This window comes from Enterobacter sp. R4-368 (genome assembly GCF_000410515.1).
Taxonomy (GTDB): Bacteria; Pseudomonadota; Gammaproteobacteria; order Enterobacterales; family Enterobacteriaceae; genus Kosakonia.
Genome location: NC_021500.1, coordinates 3,424,930 through 3,445,332, shown reverse-complemented (window position 1 = coordinate 3,445,332; position 20,403 = coordinate 3,424,930). Strand labels below are relative to the sequence as shown.

Below are 20,403 nucleotides of genomic sequence, written 5' to 3'. Positions count from 1 at the left end.
GATGATGACTGTTTTGCGTGTGGAAAATGTCAGCAAGACCTTCGTTCTGCATCACCAAAACGGCGTGCGCCTGCCGGTGCTGCGCGAAACATCGCTCAGTGTCGGGGCCGGTGAATGTGTGGTGCTGCATGGCCATTCCGGCAGCGGGAAATCGACCCTGCTGCGTTCGCTGTACGCCAACTACCTGCCCGACGCCGGACATATTCATGTCAAACACGGCGATGAATGGGTGGATCTGGTGCAGGCTCCGGCGCGTAAAGTGCTGGAAGTGCGCCGCCACACCATTGGCTGGGTGAGCCAGTTTTTACGCGTTATTCCCCGCGTTAGCGCGCTGGATGTGGTAATGCAACCGCTGCTGGAACAGGGCATTGCCCGCGAACAGTGCGCGCAAAAAGCGGGTGAACTGCTCACCCGGCTGAATGTACCGGAACGCTTGTGGCATCTCGCTCCCGCCACCTTTTCCGGCGGTGAACAGCAGCGCGTTAATATCGCGCGCGGGTTTATTGTCGACTACCCGATTTTGCTGCTCGATGAACCTACCGCTTCGCTGGATGAGAAAAACAGCGCCGCTGTCGTTGAACTGATCGCGCAGGCGAAAGCGCGCGGCGCAGCGATTGTCGGCATCTTTCACGATGGCGCCGTGCGCGAACATGTCGCCGACCGCCTCTACCCGATGGGGATCTCCGCATGATAATCAACAATGTAAAACTGATCCTCGAAGATGAGGTGATCAGCGGCTCGCTGGAAGTTCGTGACGGCGTAATTCGTGCTTTTGCCGAAACCCAAAGCCGCCAGCCCGGCGCGCATGATGGCGACGGCGGCTGGCTGATGCCTGGGCTTATTGAACTGCATACGGATAACCTGGATAAGTTCTTCACCCCGCGGCCGAAAGTGGACTGGCCCGCCCATTCCGCGATGAGCAGCCACGACGCGCTGATGGTCGCCAGCGGGATAACAACGGTGCTGGACGCGGTAGCGATTGGCGATGTGCGCGATGGCGGCGACCGGCTGGAGAATCTGGAAAAGATGATCAACGCCGTGGAAGATTCGCAAAAGCGCGGGTTGAACCGCGCCGAGCACCGCCTGCATCTACGCTGCGAACTGCCGCATCACACCACTCTGCCGCTGTTTGAAAAACTGGTTAGCCGCGAGCCGGTCGCGCTGGTGTCGCTGATGGATCATTCGCCAGGACAGCGCCAGTACGCCAGCTATGAGAAGTATCGTGAATATTATCAGGGTAAATATCACCTCACCGATGAGCAGATGGATCAGTTCGAGCAGGAGCAACTGGCACTCGCCGCACAATGGTCGCAGCCCAACCGGTTAGCCATCGCCGCGATATGCAATGCGCGTAATCTGCCGCTAGCCAGCCACGATGACGCAACGCACGAGCATGTTGTCGAATCGCACCAGCTAGGCAGCGTGATTGCTGAATTCCCGACCACTTTCGCGGCGGCGGAAGCCTCACGAGACCATGGATTAAGCGTGCTGATGGGCGCGCCCAATATCGTGCGCGGCGGTTCCCACTCCGGCAACGTGGCGGCACATAAGCTGGCGCAACTTGGCATGCTGGATATTTTGTCGTCCGACTACTACCCCGCCAGCCTGCTGGATGCGGTGTTTCGCGTAGCCAGCGATGAAGAGAATGATTTCAGCCTGGAGAAAGCGGTTCACCTGGTAACCAAAAACCCGGCACAGGCGCTGAATCTTAACGATCGCGGCGTGATCGCCGAAGGGAAGCGGGCGGATCTGGTGCTGGCGCACCACAAAGGCGACCACGTACGCATTGATCATGTCTGGCGCGAGGGGAAAAGGGTGTTCTGATGGGCAGACTGATCTGGTTAATGGGGCCGTCCGGAGCGGGCAAAGACTCGCTACTGGCGGCGCTGCGCCAGCGAGAGCATCCGCAATTACTGGTCGCGCACCGTTACATTACCCGCCCGGCCAGCGCCGGGAGCGAAAACCATATCGCGTTGAGTGAAAAAGAGTTTTTCACCCGTGCTGAGCAGCATCTGTTTACGCTGAGCTGGCATGCCAACGACTTTTATTACGGCATTGGCGCAGAGATAGACCTCTGGCTACAGGCCGGGTTTGATGTGGTGGTAAACGGTTCGCGCGGGCATCTGCAACAGGCGCAAGCGCAATATGGCGACACGCTGATGCCGGTGTACGTGCAGGTATCGCCCGACATTTTGCGCCAACGCCTGGAAAAACGCGGGCGGGAGAGCCCCGCAGAGATTGAAGCGCGGCTGGAGCGCGCGGCGCGTTACCAGCCAGGCAATTGCCTGACACTGAATAACGATGGCAGTTTGCTACAGTCAGTAGAAGGACTGGTCATGCTGATTCGTGCGCAACAAGGGAAAAGCGCGTAATGATGTCGGCGTAGCGTTGCTGCGCCGGTTACGTTGACTCAACCGTTAAAGCGAGGCGCTATGAGCCTGACAATCACCCTCACCGGCACCGGCGGCGCACAACTGGTGCCGGTTTTTGGTTGCGACTGTGCAGCCTGCCGCCGTGCCCGTCAGAATGAAACCCATCGCCGTAAACCCTGTAGCGCCGTGGTGAAGTTTAACGACGCAGTGACCTTACTCGACGCCGGTATCCCCGATCTGATGGATACCTTTCCCGCCGGTCACTTTCAGCAGTTCCTGCTTACTCACTATCACATGGATCATGTACAAGGGCTGTTTCCGTTGCGCTGGGGCGTGGGCGAGAAAATCCCGGTCTATGGCCCACCGGATGAACAGGGTTGCGACGATCTGTTTAAGCACCCCGGCCTGCTTGATTTCAGCCATACCGTTGAACCGTTTGTGGTGTTTGACCTGCAAGGTTTACAGGTGACGCCACTGCCGCTTAACCATTCGAAACTCACCTTTGGCTATTTGTTCGAATCGGCGCACAGCCGGGTGGCATGGCTGTCTGATACCGCCGGGTTACCGGACAAGACGTTAAAGTTTCTGCTCAATAATCATCCACAAGTGGTGGTGATAGATTGTTCTTATGAACCGCGTGCGCAAACGCCGAAAAATCACAGCGATTTGAACACGGTTATCGCCCTGAATGAGGTGATTGGCTGTCCAAGAGTTATCCTAACGCATATCAGTCATGTCTTTGATCAATGGATGATGAAAAACCCGCTGCCGACGGGGGTTGAAGCAGGGTATGATGGCATGCGGATTGTGCTGGATTAGACCGCATAATACCGATATATTCGTCGCATCTTTTCCGGTGGAAGCGGAATAAGCAGACGCAGCCTGTAAAGAGGTCGTTTGAGGGATTAAGCGTACAGACTCGAAGCAAAAAAAGTTGTTGCGCATAACGCAACGGGGTCTTACTTACCCGCGTGTGACCTGGCAGTTATTAGCACATCGCGGCTTTGACAGAGTATTGAGCTTGCCATGAATGTGCTTTTTATTTGTAGCCGAAACCAGTGGCGCAGCCCCACGGCTGAGCAGGTTTTTCGCCGCTACCCGGGGCTAAATGCCCGTTCCGCTGGCACGCAGCGCCAGGCGAGAAAAACCGTCTCCCCCGCCATTCTCTCCTGGGCGGATGTTATCTGCGTCATGGAAGAACATCACAAGAGCCGGATTCTGGAAGACTTCAGCCGCCTGGTGCAGCATAAACCGGTTTACGTGCTGGATATTCCTGACCATTACCACTTTATGGATCCGCAACTGATCGCGTTGCTGGAAGATGTTGTTCCGGCGCGTTTAGGTTTGCGCATCCCTGCGTAGCCGCGTTAGCGATAATCATCGTCTTCCAGCCTGCGCTGTTCATCTTCCAGCTGGCGCCGCTCGCGATCGAGCTGGCGCTGGCGGTCATCCAGTTGACGACGCCGATCCTCAAGCTGCTGATAACGGTCGTCGTACTGCCTGCGCTGATCGCGGCTTTGGTAGTCGTCATCGCGCCTGTCATCGCGGCTATCTGTGTTATACGCCTCGCCAATCGCCCGCTGGATATTACCAATCGCATCATCAATCACATCCGCGTGGGCAACCTGACCACTGAGTAAGAGAGCGCCGAGCACCAGCGCGTTCGCGTAACGTTTCATAAAGGCCAGCCTCAAATAGGGACGAGGCTTACGTTAATTCAGCCACGCGCGCGCCGGGTAGCGGAGGAATCTCAAATCCACTACGCCGCAATGCGGCGCAGCGCCTGGGCGAGTTGTACGCGGGTAAACGGTTTGCGCAACAGCTCGACATCCGGCAGCGCAGGGTTATGCGCCGGACGCAGATCCTGGCCGCTTATCAGCAACAGCGGCAGTTGCGGATAGTGCTGACGCGCAAGGTTAATCACTTCCGCCCCGCTTAACGTACCGGGCAACATCAGGTCACTAATCAGCGCGCCAATCTCCGGCGATGCGCTCAGTAGTTGCAACGCCTGCTCGCCGCTTTCGGCCTCCAGCGTTAGATACCCCAGCTCATGCAGCTGTTCACACAGCGTCTGGCGCACATCCGCTTCATCTTCCAGCACCAGAATCAGCGTGTCGCGGGTATCACGCGTTTGCGCCAAATCGGGTTCGGGATGATTGACCACCTGCACCGCCGCGCGTGGCAGTTGCAAACGCACCGTGGTGCCCTGCCCTGGCGCGCTTTCGATCTCTACCCGCCCGCCGGACTGACGGACAAAACCGTAAACCATCGACAGCCCTAACCCGCTGCCGCTGCCGGTCTGCTTGGTAGTGAAGAACGGTTCAAATACCTGTGCTTTGACCTCTTGCGACATCCCGCAGCCGTGATCCACCACTTCCAGCGCCACCATATCCTGCTTGCGCCCGTCGCTGCGGGTCACGCGCTGGTTCCAGGTGCGCACTTTGATAACGCCGCTCTCTCCTTCCATGGCATCGCGGGCGTTCATCACCAGGTTGATGATGGCGTTTTCCAGTTGTCCGACATCGATCCACGCGGGCCACGCCGGGTTCTGCGCCTCAATCTCCAGCGTCAATGTCGCCGGCAGGGAATGGCGCATCAGCTCGCCGAGGTTTTCCAGCAGCGGCTGCATCTCTACCGCGTGCGGATGCAGCGACTGCTTACGTGAAAACGCCAGCAGGCGCTGCGTGAGTAACGCCCCGCGCTCGGCGGCTTTCAGCGCCCGCGAAATACGTGGCGCATCCGGCGAACCGGGCGCGACCAGTTCGAGGCTGCCGATGATCACCGCCAGCAGGTTGTTAAAGTCGTGCGCCAGCCCACCGGTCAGTTGCCCGACCGCTTTCATCTTCTGGCTGTGCAGCAATGCGGCTTCCAGCCCTTTACGTTCGGTTCGGTCCAGCACTACGTTAACCATTCCGCGCCCAGGCACCGGGCTGAAGCGCAGCTCAATGGTACGGTCATCCGCCAGCCGCAATTCTTGCGGTTTTGGCAGCGCCCGGGCGAGATTCTCCTGCACATGGTTGGGTAAATCACTCACCTGGTGCAGCAAACGCTGGTAATGCTGGCCGCGCTGAAGCGCATCGGCAGTTAACCCCAGCAGCAGCGGATATTGCGGGTTCCACACGACCAGACAGCCCTGGTTATCAAACAGGGCAAAGCCGTCGCGCATGGCGTGAAACGTGGTTTCCAGTTGCGTACTTTTCTCTTTCAGTAGCTTTGAGGTGTGCTCAAGCGAAGCAGTATTACGGGCGAAGACGTTAAACGCCCGAGCCAGTTCGCCCAGCTCATCACGCCGCTGCAAACCCGGTACGGAAACGTCCTTTTCACCGTGCGCCAGCCGTGACATCGCGCGCGAAATCGCGGTCAAATTAGACCCCAGGTTACGGTAGATATACCAACCGGCAAAGCCAGTGATCACCAGCGCCAGCAGGGCGAAAACGCTGATAAACGCAATGATGGATCGCATCTCCTGATGGCTCTGGGTGGTGCGCAGCTCAGAGGCGTTCGCCACTTCCGAGACATACTGGTTAATGTCGCTGTTGAGCAGCGCCACCAGCGCTTTGATGTGAAACATCGACCAGCTAATCGCCAGATCGCTCTCTTCCAGTTGCAGCGACAGCGGCTCCAGTTTGCGCAACTCGGCGCTGAAATCGGGCAGGATAAACGCCACCGTTGGGCTGGCGCTTTGCAGCGGTAATGTCTCCATCACTTCAGACAGTTGCTTGATGGTCGGGCGCGGGGAAGGCGTTTGAATAGCGGCGATGATGAGCCGGTCCATCTCTTCCAGCAGGCGGCTGTCGGGGATATTTCCCCCTTCCCGCATATTTATCTCCTGTAAATGACGCAAATAACTTTGGCTCTGGTAGAGCGAGCTGAGCAGCGCATTACGCTCCAGGTGGCGGCGCTGTCCGCGTTGCAGCATCTCGGTGACGCTTTGCTGCAACTCATGACTGCGCCGTGTGATCTGCGCCACCAGTTGCGGCTCCAGTTGCGCAAGCGGCGCGTTCGCCAGCTGGTTTAGCGAGTGTTGTAGCGCACTTTGCGTTGCTTTCAGCCGCTCGGCTTCACCTTTGTACTCCAGCGCGCCGACCACCTGCGATAAACGCACCGCCGCCGTGGCAACGTTGGCGGTATCGCGCGCCAGGTTCATGCTGCCGGTCATATCGTCCAGCGTCTGCTGTTGCACCTGTTCCTGGATCTGGCTGGCATGGCGAAAGCCAAGTACCGCCACGCCACACACCATTAAGGTCACGGCCACCACTAACACATTGAAAAACAGCAACCGCCCACGGGCGCTGGAAAAGAACGGGTTCGCGCGATACGGCATAGTGGCTCCATAAGAGGCTCAACGCGGGTATGGGCGTCACTATGACAAATATGAACAGCTTCTGACATTGTGCATTTACGAACGTGTGATGAAGTGCGGATATCGTCCTTCCGGGGAGCCTGACATGAGCACAACGCCCGTTCTGGAGATGCGCAACATTGCCAAAGCGTTTGGCAAGTTTTACGCGCTCAAAGGGGTGGACCTGACGGTCTGGCCCGGCGAGATCCACGCGCTAATGGGGGAAAACGGCGCGGGGAAAAGCACGTTAATGAAAATTCTTGCCGGGGCGTACAGCGCCACCAGCGGCGAGATCCTGATTGATGGACAGCCTTACAGTATCAAAGGCCCGAAAGACGCGCTGGCGGCGGGCATCACCTTGATTTACCAGGAGATGCAGCTCGCGCCCAATCTTACCGTCGCTGAAAACATCTTTCTCGGCAGCGAAATCGCCCGTGGCGGACTGGTGCAGCGCAAAGAGATGGCCGCGCAAGCCCAGGCGGTGATCGATCGCCTTGGCGCCAATTTCAAAGCCACCGACCGGGTGATGACGTTAACCATCGCCGAACAACAGCAGGTGGAGATCGCCCGCGCATTGCACCGCAACAGCCGCATTCTGGTAATGGACGAACCCACCGCCGCCCTCTCTTCGCGTGAAACTCACCGCCTGTTCGAACTGATCCTGCGTCTGCGCGATCAAGGCATGGCGATTATCTACATCAGCCACCGCATGGCGGAAGTGTATGAGCTTTCCGATCGCGTCAGCGTGCTGCGCGACGGGCAATACGTCGGCAGCCTGACCCGCGACAAACTGAACGCCTCCGAGCTGGTGCGCATGATGGTCGGGCGACCACTCAGCGATCTGTTTAACAAAGAGCGCGATATTCCGCTCGGCAGCCCACGTCTGAGCATTCACCACCTGACGGATAACGAAAAGATCCAGCCGGTTAGCTTGCATGTCCGCGCCGGGGAGATCGTCGGTCTCGCCGGGCTGGTTGGTGCGGGGCGATCGGAACTGGCGCAGTTGATCTTCGGCGTGCGTAAAGCCACCGGCGGCATGATCGAAGTGGATGGCGAACCGGTGGTGATCCACTCCCCGCGCGCCGCCATTGATTTGGGCATCGGTTTTTTGACCGAAAACCGCAAAGAGCAAGGGCTGTTTCTCGAACTGGCGGCGCAGGAGAACATCACCATGGCGACGCTTGAGCGCGACGCCGCCTGGGGAATGCTCGATCGCAAAAAAGCGCAGTCGATCTCCGATGATGCCATCAAGTTGCTCAACATCCGCGTGCCGCACGCGCAAGTACGGGCGGGCGGGCTTTCCGGCGGCAACCAACAGAAACTGCTGATCTCGCGCTGGGTGGCGATTGGCCCCCGCATTTTGATCCTCGACGAGCCAACGCGCGGCGTCGATGTCGGCGCGAAAAGCGAGATCTACCGGATCATGAACCAGATGGCGCGCAAAGGCGTGGCGATCCTGATGATCTCCAGTGAGTTACCGGAAGTGGTCGGCATGAGCGATCGCGTGTATGTGATGCGCGAAGGCGAGATTGCCGGTGAGTTACTCAACGGCGACATCACCCAGGAAAACATCATGACGCTGGCGACCGGCGTTAACGAATCCCTACATCCGGCGGTACACCATGACTGATTACAAAGAAAATACAGCCACCGAGGTCGCCAAATCGGCCTCCGCCAAAAAAATGTTAATGGGCGATCTGATGCAAACGGTCGGCATTCTGCCGATTTTGATCCTCATCGTCGCCGTGTTTGGCTTTATCGCGCCGAACTTCTTTACCGAAAGCAATTTGCTGAATATCACCCGCCAGGCGTCGATCAACATCGTGCTGGCGGCAGGGATGACCTTCATCATTCTGACTGGCGGCATTGACCTGTCTGTCGGGTCGATCCTTGGTACTACAGCAGTGGCAGCAATGGTGGTGTCGTTGACACCGGAGCTCGCCATGCTGTCGGTGCCGGCGGCGCTGATGCTTGGCCTGGTGCTGGGGCTGTTTAACGGTGCGCTGGTGGCGTTCGCCGGGTTGCCGCCGTTTATCGTCACGCTCGGCACTTACACCGCGCTGCGCGGTGCGGCCTATCTGCTGGCTGACGGCACCACAGTGATTAACTCCGACATCAGTTTTGAGTGGATCGGCAATAACTATCTTGGCCCGGTGCCGTGGCTGGTGGTGATCGCGCTGGCGGTGATTGTGGTGTGCTGGTTTATCCTGCGCCGCACCACGCTTGGCGTACATATTTACGCGGTGGGCGGCAATATGCAGGCCGCACGCCTGACCGGCATCAAAGTGTGGCTGGTGTTGCTGTTCGTCTATGGCATGAGCGGGTTGCTTTCCGGTCTTGGCGGGGTGATGAGCGCCTCGCGCTTATACAGCGCCAACGGCAACCTCGGCATGGGCTATGAGCTGGACGCCATCGCGGCGGTGATCCTCGGCGGTACCAGCTTTGTCGGCGGCATTGGCACCATCACCGGTACGCTGGTGGGGGCGCTGATTATCGCCACCTTAAACAATGGGATGACGCTGATGGGCGTCTCCTACTTCTGGCAATTGGTGATCAAAGGGGCGGTGATCATCATAGCGGTGCTGATCGACAAATACCGTACCCGGCATCATCAGGCAGCATAACAATACCCTACAAAACAGCAACATAAGCGAGGATTACAGCATGCGTCTTAAACCTCTTGTCACTGCGCTCTGCGCGGGTGCTCTGCTGGCCAGCGCCCCGTTCGCGCAGGCCAAAGAACTGAAGTCCATCGGCGTGACGGTGGGCGATCTGGCCAACCCCTTCTTCGTGCAAATCACCAAGGGGGCGGAGCTGGAAGCGCGCAAACTGGCGGGCGATAAGGTCAAAGTGACGCTGGTTTCCAGCGGCTACGATCTCGGTCAGCAAGTGGCGCAGATTGACAACTTTATCGCCGCCAAAGTCGACATGATCATCCTCAACGCCGCAGACTCCAAAGGCATCGGCCCGGCGGTGAAACGGGCGAAAGACGCCGGGATCGTCGTCGTGGCGGTTGACGTAGCGGCGGAAGGCGCTGACGCCACCATTACCTCCGATAACACCCAGGCGGGTGAAATGGCGTGTAAATACATCACCGATCGTCTGAAAGGCAAAGGCAATGTGGTGATCATCAACGGGCCGCCGGTTTCCGCCGTACAGAACCGTGTCGAGGGTTGCCAGACCGAGTTTAAACGCCACCCGGACATCAAGGTGCTTTCCGATAACCAGAACGCCAAAGGCAGCCGTGAAGGCGGGCTGGAAGTGATGACCTCACTGCTTGCCGCTAACCCGAAAATCGACGGCGTATTTGCGATTAACGATCCGACGGCGATCGGTGCCGATCTGGCTGCTAAACAGGCGCAACGCAACGAGTTCTTTATCGTTGGCGTCGACGGCAGCCCGGACGGTGAAGAGGCGCTGAAACGTAAGAACTCGCTGTTTGTCGCCACCCCGGCTCAGGATCCCCAAGTGATGGCCGCCCGCGCGGTGGAAATTGGTTATGACATCCTGCAAGGCAAACCCGCGCCGAAAGCGCCGGTGCTGATCCCGGTGACCATGATCGATAAACAGAATGTCGGCAGTTACAAAGGCTGGACGGTGAAATAACGGTTTATCCCTCTCCCGCCAGGGAGAGGGAGTGCCAACACAGGGGATACCATGAAACGCTCCGCCATTAATGAGATTCTCGGCCATACACGACAGTTCTTCTCGATGCACGATGTGCATCTGCCTCCTTTTGCCAGTTTTCCACCAACCAAATGGCAACAGCTGGACAGAGAGGCCTGGCGCGAAGTGTTCGATCTGAAGTTAGGCTGGGATGTCACCGCCTTCGGCAATTCGAATTTCTACGCCCAGGGGCTGACGCTGTTTACGCTGCGCAACGGCTCGCCCAACGGCGCGCCCTATGAAAAATGTTATGCGGAAAAGATCATGCATGTGCGCGACGCACAGGTGACACCGATGCATTTTCACTGGCGCAAGCGCGAGGACATCATTAATCGCGGCGGCGGTAATTTAATTATTGAACTGTGGAACGCCGGAGCGAATGACGAGACGCTCAACACCGACGTTACCGTGGTCATTGATGGCTGCATTCAGACACACGCGGCGGGCAGCCAGCTGCGCCTCTCACCAGGGGAAAGTATTTGCCTGCCACCGGGGCTGTATCACAGCTTCTGGGGCGAACCCGGCTTCGGCGATGTGCTGGTCGGGGAAGTGTCGTCGGTAAACGATGACGAGCATGACAACCACTTCCTGAATGCCATGGATCGCTACAACAACATTCTGGAAGACGAACCGGCGCTGCTGGTGCTGTGCAACGAGTATCATCTGTTTCTGAGCTAAAGGAGTTTGCTATGCCGCTGATTTCTCTTGCCGAAGGCCTGACCCACGCCCGCGAACATCACTACGCCCTGGGCGCGTTCAACGTGCTCGACTCCCACTTTCTACGCGCCCTGTTCGCCGCCGCGAAACAGGAGCGCTCGCCGTTTATCATCAACATCGCCGAAGTGCATTTTAAGTACATCTCGCTGGACTCGCTGGTCGAAGCGGTGAAATTCGAGGCCGCCTGCAGTGACATTCCGGTGGTCTTAAATCTCGACCACGGGCTGCACTTTGAATCCGTGGTGCGCGCGCTGCGGCTCGGCTTTAGTTCGGTGATGTTCGATGGCTCCACGCTGGAGTACGAAGAGAATATTCGCCAGACGCGGGAAGTGGTGAAGATGTGCCACGCGGTGGGCGTTTCCGTTGAAGCCGAGCTGGGCGCGGTGGGCGGCGATGAAGGCGGTGCGTTGTACGGTCACGCCGATGAAGCCTGTTTCACCGATCCGGCGCTGGCGCGGGATTTTGTGGATCGTACCGGCATCGATACGCTGGCGGTCGCCATTGGTAACGCGCACGGCAAGTACAAAGGCGAGCCGAAACTCGATTTCGAACGTCTGGACGCCATTCGCCAGCAAACCGGCCTGCCGCTGGTGCTGCACGGCGGTTCCGGCATCAGCGATGACGATTTCCGCCGCGCCATCTCGCTCGGCATTCATAAGATCAACTTCTACACCGGCATGTCGCAAGCCGCACTGGGCGCCATTGAGCAGCGCATGGGCAACCGCCAGCCGCTGTATGATGAGTTCGCGCAGTTATTGCTCAGTGTTGAAGAAGCCATTACCGATACCGTCGCCGGGCAGATGCGCATCTTTGGCAGCGCGGGGCAACTGTGATGGAACGTAAAGGGGTTATCGCCGCCGGAAATATGCTGGTCGATCATGTCCACCAGATTGTGCAGTGGCCGGAGCGCGGCTGGCTGGCGGAAATCACCCACAGCGAGCGCTCCACCGGCGGTGCGCCGCTGAATGTCCTGCTGACGCTGGCGAAAATGCACGTTGGCCTGCCGCTACAGGCGGTCGGGCTGGTGGGCGAAGACAGCGACGGCGATTATATTCTGGCGATGCTGGAGCAGTACCACGTCAACCGCCAGCATGTACAGCGCACCACGTCGGCACCGACGTCCATGTCGCAGGTGATGACCGATCCTTCCGGGCAGCGCACCTTTTTCCACTCGCCGGGAGCCAATCGTCTGCTGGATCTGCCCGCCTTTGACGGGCTGGATGGCAGCATGAAGATTTTCCATCTCGGTTATTTACTGCTGCTCGACAGCCTGGATAAACCCGATGAGGAATTTGGCACCCGCAGCGCACGCCTGCTGGCGCAAATGCGCGAACAGGGTTTTGAAACCTCGCTCGATTTAGTGTCGCGCAAAGGCGATCCGCGCTATCAACCGCTGGTGCTGCCCTGCTTGCCGCATCTCGATTATCTGGTGATCAACGAACTGGAAGCGGGCGAGTTCAGCGGACTGGCAATGCGCACAGCCGACGACGGGCCGCATATCGACAATATCGCTCTCGCCGCAGCAAAACTGCTGGCGGCGGGCGTAAAACAGCGGGTAGTGATCCACTGCCCGGAAGGTGCCTGGGGTGAAGCACCCGGCGAAGCGGGCAGCTGGGTACCTTCGCGGATGCTGAGCCAGGCCGAAATTATTGGCAGCGTGGGGGCGGGAGACGCCTTTTGCGCCGGTTTTTTATATGGTTGCCATGAAAGCTGGCCGCTGCAAAAAAGCATTTTGCTGGCGCATGCCTGCGCCCGCGCCAGCCTGCTGTGCGCCAACGCCATTGACGGCGCGAAAACGCTGGACGCGTTATTACAAGAGTGCTGAGGCTCAGGCGGCTTTATCACCGTGAGAAACGTCTGCGGCAAACACGTAACCAAGCCCGCGCAAGGTTTTGATCAACGCGGGTTGGTGAGGATTGGTTTCGATTTTGCGGCGCAGGCGCATAATCAACACGTCAATGGTGCGATCAAACACATCGACGCTTTCGCTGTGCGTTAGCTCCAGCAACTGTTCGCGATTCAGTACCCGACGCGCGTTTTGCACCAGCGCCAGCAATAAGCTGTACTCCCCTTGCGTCAACGCCACGCTCTGCTGCTGCGGGTTAAACAGCTCACAGCGCTCAGGATCGAGATGCCAGCCGTTAAAGACAAACCCCGGCGTTTTTATCGCGGTGGCTTCCGCCGCCAGCACGCCGGTACGCCGTAATACCGCTTTGACGCGCGCGACCAGCACACGCGCGTTAAAAGGTTTGCCAATGTAGTCATCGGCGCCCATTTCCAGCCCGACCACCACATCCGATTCGCTGCCCAGCCCGGTCAGCATCACCACCGGCAGCGACGGGCGCAGTTTTTGCAATTGCTGTAATACCTGCAAGCCGTTGATATCCGGCAACATCATATCCAGCAGCACCAGCGCGATATCCGCATGCTGCGCACAAAGGTTTACCGCATCACGCCCGTTATGGCAGGCGTAGACCGTAAAGACGTGCTCGTTGAGCACATCTTCCAGCAGTGAACACACCGCCGTATCGTCATCCACAACCAGAATCGCAGGTTTCATTATCCGCTTCCGCCAGGCTTTATTTGCTCATTCTGGCTCATTCTGTTGGCTGCGATTGATAAATGCAGCGACTAAATGCCGGATTTTTAACCGGGGTCACATCCCCCTCGCCTTTCGACACGTCACTTTTGACGATGACCTGCGTTTCGTCAGTATTTTGACCAAATATCCGCCGTAATATCAGTGAATACCCCCAGCAACACTGTGGCATAGAAGATGCATAATCGGGGGCGATATTCTTAACTGGAGCGAAAGTGATGAAAAAAGTCGTCACGGTTTGCCCGTATTGCGCCTCAGGTTGCAAGATTCACCTGGTGGTCGATAACGGCAAAATCGTTCGGGCGGAGGCTGCGCAGGGCAAGACCAATCAGGGCACGCTCTGCCTGAAGGGTTATTACGGCTGGGATTTTATTAACGATACCCAGATTCTGACACCTCGCCTGAAAACCCCGATGATCCGTCGCCAGCGCGGCGGCAAACTGGAGTCGGTATCCTGGGATGAAGCGCTCGATTATGTCGCCGGTCGTCTGAGCGCCATCAAAGAGAAGTACGGTCCGGATGCAATCCAGACCACCGGCTCTTCCCGCGGTACGGGTAATGAAACCAACTACATAATGCAAAAATTCGCGCGCGCCGTTATTGGTACCAATAACGTCGACTGCTGCGCTCGCGTCTGACACGGCCCATCGGTTGCAGGTCTGCACCAGTCGGTCGGTAATGGCGCGATGAGTAATGCCATTAATGAAATTGATAACACAGATTTAGTGTTTATCTTTGGTTACAACCCGGCGGATTCTCACCCGATCGTCGCTAATCATGTGATTCGCGCGAAACAAAACGGGGCGAAAATCATCGTCTGCGATCCGCGCAAAATCGAAACCGCGCGCATTGCTGATATGCACGTTGCATTGAAAAACGGGTCGAACATCGCCCTGCTCAACGCAATGGGGCATGTCATTATTGAGGAAAAGCTGTACGACGAAGCGTTTGTCGCCAATCGTACCGAAGGGTTTGAAGAGTACCGGAAAATCGTTGAAGGCTATACGCCGGAATCGGTCGAGGAGATCACCGGCGTCACTGCGCAGGAGATCCGCCAGGCCGCCCGTATGTATGCCGGTGCGAAAACCGCTGCCATTCTGTGGGGCATGGGCGTGACCCAGTTCTACCAGGGGGTGGAAACCGTGCGTTCGCTGACCAGCCTCGCGATGCTGACGGGCAACCTCGGCAAAGCGCACGTTGGGGTGAACCCGGTGCGTGGTCAGAACAACGTGCAGGGTGCCTGCGATATGGGCGCGTTACCGGATACCTACCCTGGTTACCAGTACGTGAAAGAGGAGGCGCACCGCGAGAAATTCGCCAAAGCCTGGGGCGTGGAAAGCCTGCCTGCGCATACCGGTTATCGCATCAGCGAACTGCCGCACCGCGTTGAGCATGGCGAAGTCCGCGCCGCCTACATCATGGGCGAAGATCCGCTTCAGACCGATGCCGAGCTTTCAGCGGTACGTAAGGCGTTTGAAGGGCTGGAACTGGTCATTGTGCAGGACATTTTCATGACCAAAACCGCAGCCGCGGCGGACGTCATCCTGCCGTCGACATCCTGGGGTGAGCACGAAGGTGTGTATACCGCAGCGGATCGCGGCTTCCAGCGATTCTTTAAAGCGGTGGAACCGAAGTGGGATCTGAAAACGGACTGGCAAATCATCAGCGAGATTGCCACCCGGATGGGCTATCCGATGCATTACAACAACACGCAGGAAATCTGGGATGAATTGCGTCATCTCTGCCCGGACTTCTACGGCGCCACCTACGAAAAAATGGGTGAGCTGGGCTACATTCAGTGGCCGTGTCGTGACACGTCGGATGCCGATCAAGGCACGTCGTATCTGTTCAAAGAAAAATTCGACACGCCGAATGGGCTGGCGAAGTTCTTCACCTGCGACTGGGTCGCGCCAATGGATAAACTCAACGAGGAGTATCCGATGGTGCTTTCCACCGTGCGTGAAGTGGGTCACTACTCCTGCCGTTCAATGACCGGTAACTGCGCCGCGCTCGCCGCGCTGGCGGATGAACCCGGTTATGCGCAAATCAACACGGCCGACGCTGCAAGGCTGGGCATTGAAGATGAAGCGCTGGTGTGGGTGAACTCGCGCAAAGGCAAAATCATCACGCGTGCGCAGGTCAGCGAGCGTCCTAATAAAGGCGCGGTATATATGACCTACCAGTGGTGGATTGGTGCCTGTAACGAGCTGGTGACGGAAAACCTCAGCCCGATTACCAAAACGCCGGAGTACAAATACTGCGCCGTGCGCGTGGAGCCGATCGCCGATCAGCGCGCCGCCGAGCAGTATGTAATAGATGAGTACAACAAACTGAAGACTCGCCTGCGCGAAAGCGCAATGGGTTAAGCGGTTAATGCGGGGTGTTCATCACCCCGCATTTTTTCAGATCTCTTTGGTAAAACAGCCAAACCAGAAGCCATTTTCGCGTTCGAACTTTTCATCGCCGAAAGCGCGAGTATGCTCGGAAACCACATCCAGACAGCAAACAGACAACCCCGCCAGATAGCGTTTCAGCTCAGCCGCCGAATAGGCTTTTTCAATCATGTTGTCGAACTTACGTTTAAACAAGCCCGGCTCATCCAGCGTTACATCGACGACTTTATCGTTAACTACCGCCTGGTTACTGACTGCGAGGAAAAAATAAGCACCGCCCGGTTTCAGCAACCTGACTACGTTGCTGAAATAAGCGACTCGTACCGCTTCATCGGGAATAAAGGTGATGGCGGACATAATATCGAAAATGCAATCAAAATGAGCATTCGGAAAGGGTAAATCCCCCGCCGCGTTGGCCTTGATAAGTTGTATAATACCTTTTTGTTGATAATCGCTTAGCAGCTCGGCTGTTTTATTAATTGCGACATCGGTCTGATCAATACCGACATAATTATCAGAGAAACCATGTGTAATCAGGTAATGAAGATTGCGGCCAAATCCACAACCAATTTCAAGCGTATTGACGGTAGTCGAGTCAGTTTGTATATATTCCAGACTTTCGTAAATTCGTCTTATTGCGTAACTGGGTGTGGTGCGCACACTTTGATTCGCCGATTTTTTATGTAACTCTTCCCATTTACTTTTATTTTGCTGGCTGCGCTTATTTGATGCAAAGGTATCCATGGAATTCACCGTATTTCATGATCGTGGCAATTTGTTTAAACCCGACTTCCGCAAGGATTTTTCTATTTTCCCGCTCGGTGCAAGGCCGCATCACTCCTTCGAGGCTAAATTTCTTAGCGATAATTTCATCAATCGAAAAGCCTCGTGATAGCTTAAATTTCAGATAGCAAGACTCTATCATTTCATTTATTTTAGAGTCGTCAATAACCTCTTTTTCAAAAATAATCAGCGCGCCTCCAGGAATTAATGCGTCGTATAATTTTTCATACGCGATTATGCGCTTAGTCAGGGGGATAAATTGCAAGCAGTAATAAGAGGCGATAAAGTCGCACGCTTCCATATCGATATTTTCAATGGTGTCATGCACATATTCAATGGGTAAACTACCGGTTCTTTTTTTTGCCTGCGCGATCATATTCTGCACCGGCTCAACGCCAATAAACCGTGTCGCTGTTTTTTGACTATGACGGGTATAGATTTTATGAATCAGTGCGCCGGTGGAGCAGCCGATTTCATAAAACACGGAACCTTCTTTAATAAAGAAATCGCTTAAAAAACCAATAAGCTCATGCCCCTCCTGATAAACTGGCACCGACATTTGCACATGTTCATCAAAATGGCTGGCGACATCGTTATCAAAAGACCATTGTTTCCCGGTTGATATCGAAATACTGTTACCCACTTCCATGTTAATACTCCCGATTAAGAAGAAAGAGTGAAAGGACAATCAGGCATCCGCCGATAATAAGTTGGATGGAGAGACCATCATGCAAGGTGAAAATAGAAAAGATCGTTGAAAAGAGAGGAACCAGAAACAGAAAACCGCTGGCAAGGGTTGCGCCGCCCTGCCGTAGTGCTGAAAACCATAAACCGAACGAGCCAACGCTGGCCGGTAAAATAAGCCAAATAAACCACACCCAGCCCCAGGTTTGTAAATCGCCGATATCATATTTTTCATGTCTTATCCAGGCGATGATCAACATAAACAGCGCGCCGAGAAAAAGCTGCCAGCCGGTAAATACCCAGCTATCTTTATCAAAAACAAATCGCTTACTCACGACCGTGCATACCGCCCAGCATATCGATCCTAAAAACGCATAAAATAAACCGGTTCCGCCTTTAACGCTCTCAAGCCCCAGGCAAACAATGACACCCGCAACACCGATGACCAGTGAGATAATTTTTCGCTTGTTTAATTTATCGTGCAGTAAATAATGCGCCAATATCGCGAGCCACAGAGGATTGGTAAAAAGAATAATAGAAGACATGGATGAGGTAACGCTCTCCAGCGCCAGATTGAGAAAACCCATTGTCCCTGTCGTTTGCAACGCACCGACGACCGCAGTTAAAAGCAGCCCCTTCGCGACAGAACCTTCACTGGTCGGGATGATAGCCTGAATGCCACGGGTAAATATGGGAATTAATAGCATAAAAAGCCCGGCCGCCATAAACCGCCAACCGCCCATTAAAAATGGCGGCATGTTTTCATAAGAGATTAAGTATTTCCCGGTTGGAAAAGAAGACCCCATACAGAGGGTCGCAATAACGACTTTTATCAGAAAGTTCATATTTCTCGTGGTCACACCGCTTTCCTTTTATCAATATAGCCAATGGCAAACAATAAAACGGATGAAAGAGCAATAACGAGCATGGAGAGAAAGACATAATCCAGCTGCCTGAAAAAAGCAGCAGCGGTAAACAGATACTGAATAATAACCAGCGCCAGCAGAAGTTTTCGGATAAATGCATCCCCATGCCGAACAGAAAAAAGAATACCTAAAGGTGCAAAAATAATGACCACCGGAATCGTTGCACTAAGATATTTTAACGTCTGCATATTCACATTACCGGCACTGATATTTAACGCTGTCGCAAAGATGGATATCAATGCCATCACAATAACCGCAGAAGGTGTTGCCACAGATTCGGTGCGGGAGAACATTAAAATCAAAACACAAAAAAAGACCACATCGATGCCATTACCAATCCATGACGTTACAATCCCCCCCGCAAAGCAAATAGCGATAAATAGCAGTAATCGCCAGCCTCTCGCGTGGGTAATTCCAACAGTCTGCGAAATGGTTTTTTTCCTTCGGACGACAAAAATCGCTGCGCCAAAAGCAAGCCAGAATGAGGAGAAGAAAACTTTTAAACCTGCGGATGAAAAGGGATTGGGAATATAAAATAACGCCAGCAGATAGCCTAAAAAGCTGGTTATTACACACCAGGTTATCAGAAATTTATCCACCGGTATCTTGCGGGTAAATATCGCTAAAGAGGACGCCGTCATGCCAAACGATTGCATAGCAAGGCAAAAAACAGCGGCCTCTTTCGCGGGGATCTGCTTGATAAATGTCAGTACCGGAAACGCCACCACACCACCGCCGACCGGTGTGGCACTGCCGACAAATGCGCCGACCATCATGGCGAGACTTAAAATATAATTCTCCGCAATACTAACAAAGCCAGTAATATAAACCGTCAATAAAAGCCATAAAATTAAAGCAAAAAATCTGAAAAAGAGGAGGGATTCCTTATATAGAGGTCGTTGTAAGAACATTATGACTGCCTTGTCTGTTCTGAATTGCGGTATTCTTTACGAACAAACACATAAATGTTTAATTCTTTAATGAACTATGAACGTAATGACAGAACAACTTCCCAATTTTAGTCGATTGGCTTGTTTATTAGCAGATGCGAGCCGGGCAAGAATGCTCTGCGCGTTAATGGATAATAACCGGCTCACCGCATCGCAATTAGCTATCACCGCCGGGCTTTCCCCTCAATCGACGAGTAATCATCTGGCGAAACTCATCCATTGCCGCGTCGTTGCCTTTGATAAAATTGGCCGCAACCGTTATTACCGGCTTTATAACTCGCTGATTGCCCAGGCGATAGAATCAATGATGGTCGCCACCTATGCTGATAGCAATTTTCAGGAACGCATCAAACCCAGCGGGTTCAAGAAAATGTGTTATGCCAGAACCTGCTACGACCATATTGCCGGACATGTCGGCGTGACCATCTACGAGCACCTTTGCCAACAAAAAGTGCTCGAGGCCGCGGAGGGAAACCTTGCCATTAGCGCCGCTGGCGATACGTGGTTCAGCACACACTTAGGCATTGATACTCACGCCCTTAGCCATTCACGCCGGGCGCTGGTGATCCCCTGCATGGACTGGAGCGAACAGAGTTACCATCTTTCGGGAGAGCTCGGCGCGCATCTCTTTAACGCACTACTCAGGAAGCGTTTTATCATTAAAACCAATGAGGCACGTATTTTGACCGTCACCCCTGCCGGGAAAGCGTTTTTGCAACGCAGCCTGGGTATTCATAACATTGATGACGAGTGATGTGCCGTTTGTCGGCCCTCACCGCCTGCGCCAGCCCGTCGCGAAATACCTTCACCGCCGGGCGCACAGGAGAAGCTGCATATGACCGATCACGTTTTGTCCCTGCGCATAACGCACAATGACCCCGCCCTGCCCGCCCGTTACCATCAATGTTGAAACCCTGCTGAGCATCCGGCCGGATACATATAGAGGTAGCGTGATGGGATGTTCGATCAGA

The 20,403-nt window shown here is 55.2% G+C and carries 20 protein-coding genes; 13 read left to right on the top strand and 7 right to left on the bottom strand.

Annotated features, from left to right (window positions below):
* Positions 1 to 4 precede the first annotated feature (4 nt).
* The 5 genes from phnL to H650_RS16110 all read left to right on the top strand — a co-directional run bounded on the left by phnL (position 5) and on the right by H650_RS16110 (position 3,734).
* The gene (gene phnL, locus H650_RS16130; protein WP_020456185.1) at positions 5 to 691 is read left to right on the top strand and encodes a phosphonate C-P lyase system protein PhnL; all 687 of its coding nucleotides are present in this window, start codon (positions 5 to 7) and stop codon (positions 689 to 691) included.
* Entirely contained in the window at positions 688 to 1,824 is a 1,137-nt protein-coding gene (gene phnM, locus H650_RS16125) for an alpha-D-ribose 1-methylphosphonate 5-triphosphate diphosphatase (RefSeq protein ID WP_020456184.1), read from the top strand. Before phnL ends, phnM begins: the two co-directional genes overlap by 4 nt.
* On the top strand, positions 1,821 to 2,372 hold the full coding sequence (gene phnN / locus H650_RS16120; RefSeq protein WP_189660119.1) for a ribose 1,5-bisphosphokinase: 552 nt from the start codon (positions 1,821 to 1,823) through the stop codon (positions 2,370 to 2,372). The genes phnM and phnN overlap by 4 nt, the downstream gene beginning before the upstream one ends.
* Before the next feature lie 60 nt (positions 2,373 to 2,432).
* Complete coding sequence (phnP, locus tag H650_RS16115; protein ID WP_020456182.1) at positions 2,433 to 3,191, top strand: phosphonate metabolism protein PhnP; 759 nt, start codon at positions 2,433 to 2,435, stop codon at positions 3,189 to 3,191.
* A 207-nt stretch (positions 3,192 to 3,398) separates the two neighbouring features.
* Complete coding sequence (locus H650_RS16110) at positions 3,399 to 3,734, top strand: low molecular weight protein tyrosine phosphatase family protein (RefSeq protein ID WP_020456181.1); 336 nt, start codon at positions 3,399 to 3,401, stop codon at positions 3,732 to 3,734.
* 5 nt (positions 3,735 to 3,739) lie between these two features.
* Here H650_RS16110 and yjdP read toward each other — a convergent pair whose 3' ends face one another.
* Both yjdP and H650_RS16100 read right to left on the bottom strand, forming a co-directional pair.
* A complete protein-coding gene (gene yjdP, locus H650_RS16105; RefSeq protein WP_020456180.1) occupies positions 3,740 to 4,051 on the bottom strand; it encodes a DDRRRQL repeat protein YjdP in 312 nt (103 codons plus the stop codon).
* Between the two features lie 80 nt (positions 4,052 to 4,131).
* Complete coding sequence (locus tag H650_RS16100; RefSeq protein WP_020456179.1) at positions 4,132 to 6,696, bottom strand: ATP-binding protein; 2,565 nt, start codon at positions 6,694 to 6,696, stop codon at positions 4,132 to 4,134.
* 124 nt (positions 6,697 to 6,820) lie between these two features.
* Between H650_RS16100 and H650_RS16095 the strand changes: the two genes are divergently transcribed.
* Genes H650_RS16095 through H650_RS16070 form a run of 6 tightly spaced genes read left to right on the top strand, consistent with a single transcriptional unit; the run spans position 6,821 to position 12,922 of the window.
* Entirely contained in the window at positions 6,821 to 8,344 is a 1,524-nt protein-coding gene (locus H650_RS16095; protein ID WP_020456178.1) for a sugar ABC transporter ATP-binding protein, read from the top strand.
* Positions 8,337 to 9,338, top strand: a complete 1,002-nt coding sequence (locus tag H650_RS16090; RefSeq protein WP_020456177.1) for an ABC transporter permease subunit — start codon at positions 8,337 to 8,339, stop codon at positions 9,336 to 9,338. Before H650_RS16095 ends, H650_RS16090 begins: the two co-directional genes overlap by 8 nt.
* 40 nt (positions 9,339 to 9,378) lie before the next feature.
* Positions 9,379 to 10,320: an ABC transporter substrate-binding protein gene (locus H650_RS16085; protein ID WP_017459503.1), complete on the top strand. Its 942-nt coding sequence runs from the start codon at positions 9,379 to 9,381 to the stop codon at positions 10,318 to 10,320.
* A gap of 51 nt (positions 10,321 to 10,371) precedes the next feature.
* Complete coding sequence (locus H650_RS16080) at positions 10,372 to 11,058, top strand: D-lyxose/D-mannose isomerase (RefSeq protein WP_020456176.1); 687 nt, start codon at positions 10,372 to 10,374, stop codon at positions 11,056 to 11,058.
* Between the two features lie 11 nt (positions 11,059 to 11,069).
* Complete coding sequence (locus tag H650_RS16075; RefSeq protein WP_020456175.1) at positions 11,070 to 11,930, top strand: ketose 1,6-bisphosphate aldolase; 861 nt, start codon at positions 11,070 to 11,072, stop codon at positions 11,928 to 11,930.
* Positions 11,930 to 12,922, top strand: a complete 993-nt coding sequence (locus H650_RS16070) for a carbohydrate kinase family protein (RefSeq protein ID WP_020456174.1) — start codon at positions 11,930 to 11,932, stop codon at positions 12,920 to 12,922. Before H650_RS16075 ends, H650_RS16070 begins: the two co-directional genes overlap by 1 nt.
* Before the next feature lie 3 nt (positions 12,923 to 12,925).
* Here H650_RS16070 and H650_RS16065 read toward each other — a convergent pair whose 3' ends face one another.
* The gene (locus H650_RS16065; RefSeq protein ID WP_020456173.1) at positions 12,926 to 13,657 is read right to left on the bottom strand and encodes a response regulator; all 732 of its coding nucleotides are present in this window, start codon (positions 13,655 to 13,657) and stop codon (positions 12,926 to 12,928) included.
* A gap of 257 nt (positions 13,658 to 13,914) precedes the next feature.
* Here H650_RS16065 and fdhF point away from each other — a divergent pair, with 257 nt between their 5' ends.
* The gene (fdhF, locus tag H650_RS16055) at positions 13,915 to 16,062 is read left to right on the top strand and encodes a formate dehydrogenase subunit alpha (RefSeq protein WP_082071791.1); all 2,148 of its coding nucleotides are present in this window, start codon (positions 13,915 to 13,917) and stop codon (positions 16,060 to 16,062) included.
* A gap of 36 nt (positions 16,063 to 16,098) precedes the next feature.
* Here the strand turns inward: fdhF and H650_RS16050 are convergent, their stop codons facing one another.
* From H650_RS16050 to H650_RS16035, 4 genes are read right to left on the bottom strand one after another with little or no spacing between them, the layout of a single operon-like run.
* Positions 16,099 to 16,833 carry a class I SAM-dependent methyltransferase gene (locus H650_RS16050; protein WP_020456170.1) on the bottom strand — a complete coding sequence of 245 codons (735 nt, stop codon included), beginning with the start codon at positions 16,831 to 16,833 and terminating at the stop codon, positions 16,099 to 16,101.
* Entirely contained in the window at positions 16,811 to 17,521 is a 711-nt protein-coding gene (locus H650_RS16045; protein ID WP_020456169.1) for a methyltransferase domain-containing protein, read from the bottom strand. The genes H650_RS16050 and H650_RS16045 overlap by 23 nt, the downstream gene beginning before the upstream one ends.
* A 1-nt stretch (position 17,522) precedes the next feature.
* A complete protein-coding gene (locus H650_RS16040) occupies positions 17,523 to 18,416 on the bottom strand; it encodes a DMT family transporter (protein WP_233500388.1) in 894 nt (297 codons plus the stop codon).
* A complete protein-coding gene (locus tag H650_RS16035) occupies positions 18,413 to 19,393 on the bottom strand; it encodes a sulfite exporter TauE/SafE family protein (protein ID WP_238328354.1) in 981 nt (326 codons plus the stop codon). The genes H650_RS16040 and H650_RS16035 overlap by 4 nt, the downstream gene beginning before the upstream one ends.
* 85 nt (positions 19,394 to 19,478) lie before the next feature.
* Between H650_RS16035 and H650_RS16030 the strand changes: the two genes are divergently transcribed.
* The gene (locus H650_RS16030) at positions 19,479 to 20,186 is read left to right on the top strand and encodes an ArsR/SmtB family transcription factor (RefSeq protein ID WP_044489776.1); all 708 of its coding nucleotides are present in this window, start codon (positions 19,479 to 19,481) and stop codon (positions 20,184 to 20,186) included.
* Positions 20,187 to 20,403 lie beyond the last annotated feature (217 nt).

Excerpts from the sequence above, each read along its gene's own strand:
- phnL (WP_020456185.1), top strand. The coding sequence starts at position 5 with ATGACTGTTTTGCGTGTGGAAAATGTCAGCAAGACCTTCGTTCTGCAT.
- phnM (WP_020456184.1), top strand. The coding sequence starts at position 688 with ATGATAATCAACAATGTAAAACTGATCCTCGAAGATGAGGTGATCAGC.
- phnP (WP_020456182.1), top strand. The coding sequence starts at position 2,433 with ATGAGCCTGACAATCACCCTCACCGGCACCGGCGGCGCACAACTGGTG.
- H650_RS16110 (WP_020456181.1), top strand. The coding sequence starts at position 3,399 with ATGAATGTGCTTTTTATTTGTAGCCGAAACCAGTGGCGCAGCCCCACG.
- yjdP (WP_020456180.1), bottom strand. The coding sequence starts at position 4,051 with ATGAAACGTTACGCGAACGCGCTGGTGCTCGGCGCTCTCTTACTCAGT.
- H650_RS16100 (WP_020456179.1), bottom strand. The coding sequence starts at position 6,696 with ATGCCGTATCGCGCGAACCCGTTCTTTTCCAGCGCCCGTGGGCGGTTG.
- H650_RS16095 (WP_020456178.1), top strand. The coding sequence starts at position 6,821 with ATGAGCACAACGCCCGTTCTGGAGATGCGCAACATTGCCAAAGCGTTT.
- H650_RS16090 (WP_020456177.1), top strand. The coding sequence starts at position 8,337 with ATGACTGATTACAAAGAAAATACAGCCACCGAGGTCGCCAAATCGGCC.
- H650_RS16085 (WP_017459503.1), top strand. The coding sequence starts at position 9,379 with ATGCGTCTTAAACCTCTTGTCACTGCGCTCTGCGCGGGTGCTCTGCTG.
- H650_RS16080 (WP_020456176.1), top strand. The coding sequence starts at position 10,372 with ATGAAACGCTCCGCCATTAATGAGATTCTCGGCCATACACGACAGTTC.
- H650_RS16075 (WP_020456175.1), top strand. The coding sequence starts at position 11,070 with ATGCCGCTGATTTCTCTTGCCGAAGGCCTGACCCACGCCCGCGAACAT.
- H650_RS16070 (WP_020456174.1), top strand. The coding sequence starts at position 11,930 with ATGGAACGTAAAGGGGTTATCGCCGCCGGAAATATGCTGGTCGATCAT.
- H650_RS16065 (WP_020456173.1), bottom strand. The coding sequence starts at position 13,657 with ATGAAACCTGCGATTCTGGTTGTGGATGACGATACGGCGGTGTGTTCA.
- H650_RS16050 (WP_020456170.1), bottom strand. The coding sequence starts at position 16,833 with ATGGATACCTTTGCATCAAATAAGCGCAGCCAGCAAAATAAAAGTAAA.
- H650_RS16045 (WP_020456169.1), bottom strand. The coding sequence starts at position 17,521 with ATGGAAGTGGGTAACAGTATTTCGATATCAACCGGGAAACAATGGTCT.
- H650_RS16035 (WP_238328354.1), bottom strand. The coding sequence starts at position 19,393 with ATGTTCTTACAACGACCTCTATATAAGGAATCCCTCCTCTTTTTCAGA.
- H650_RS16030 (WP_044489776.1), top strand. The coding sequence starts at position 19,479 with ATGACAGAACAACTTCCCAATTTTAGTCGATTGGCTTGTTTATTAGCA.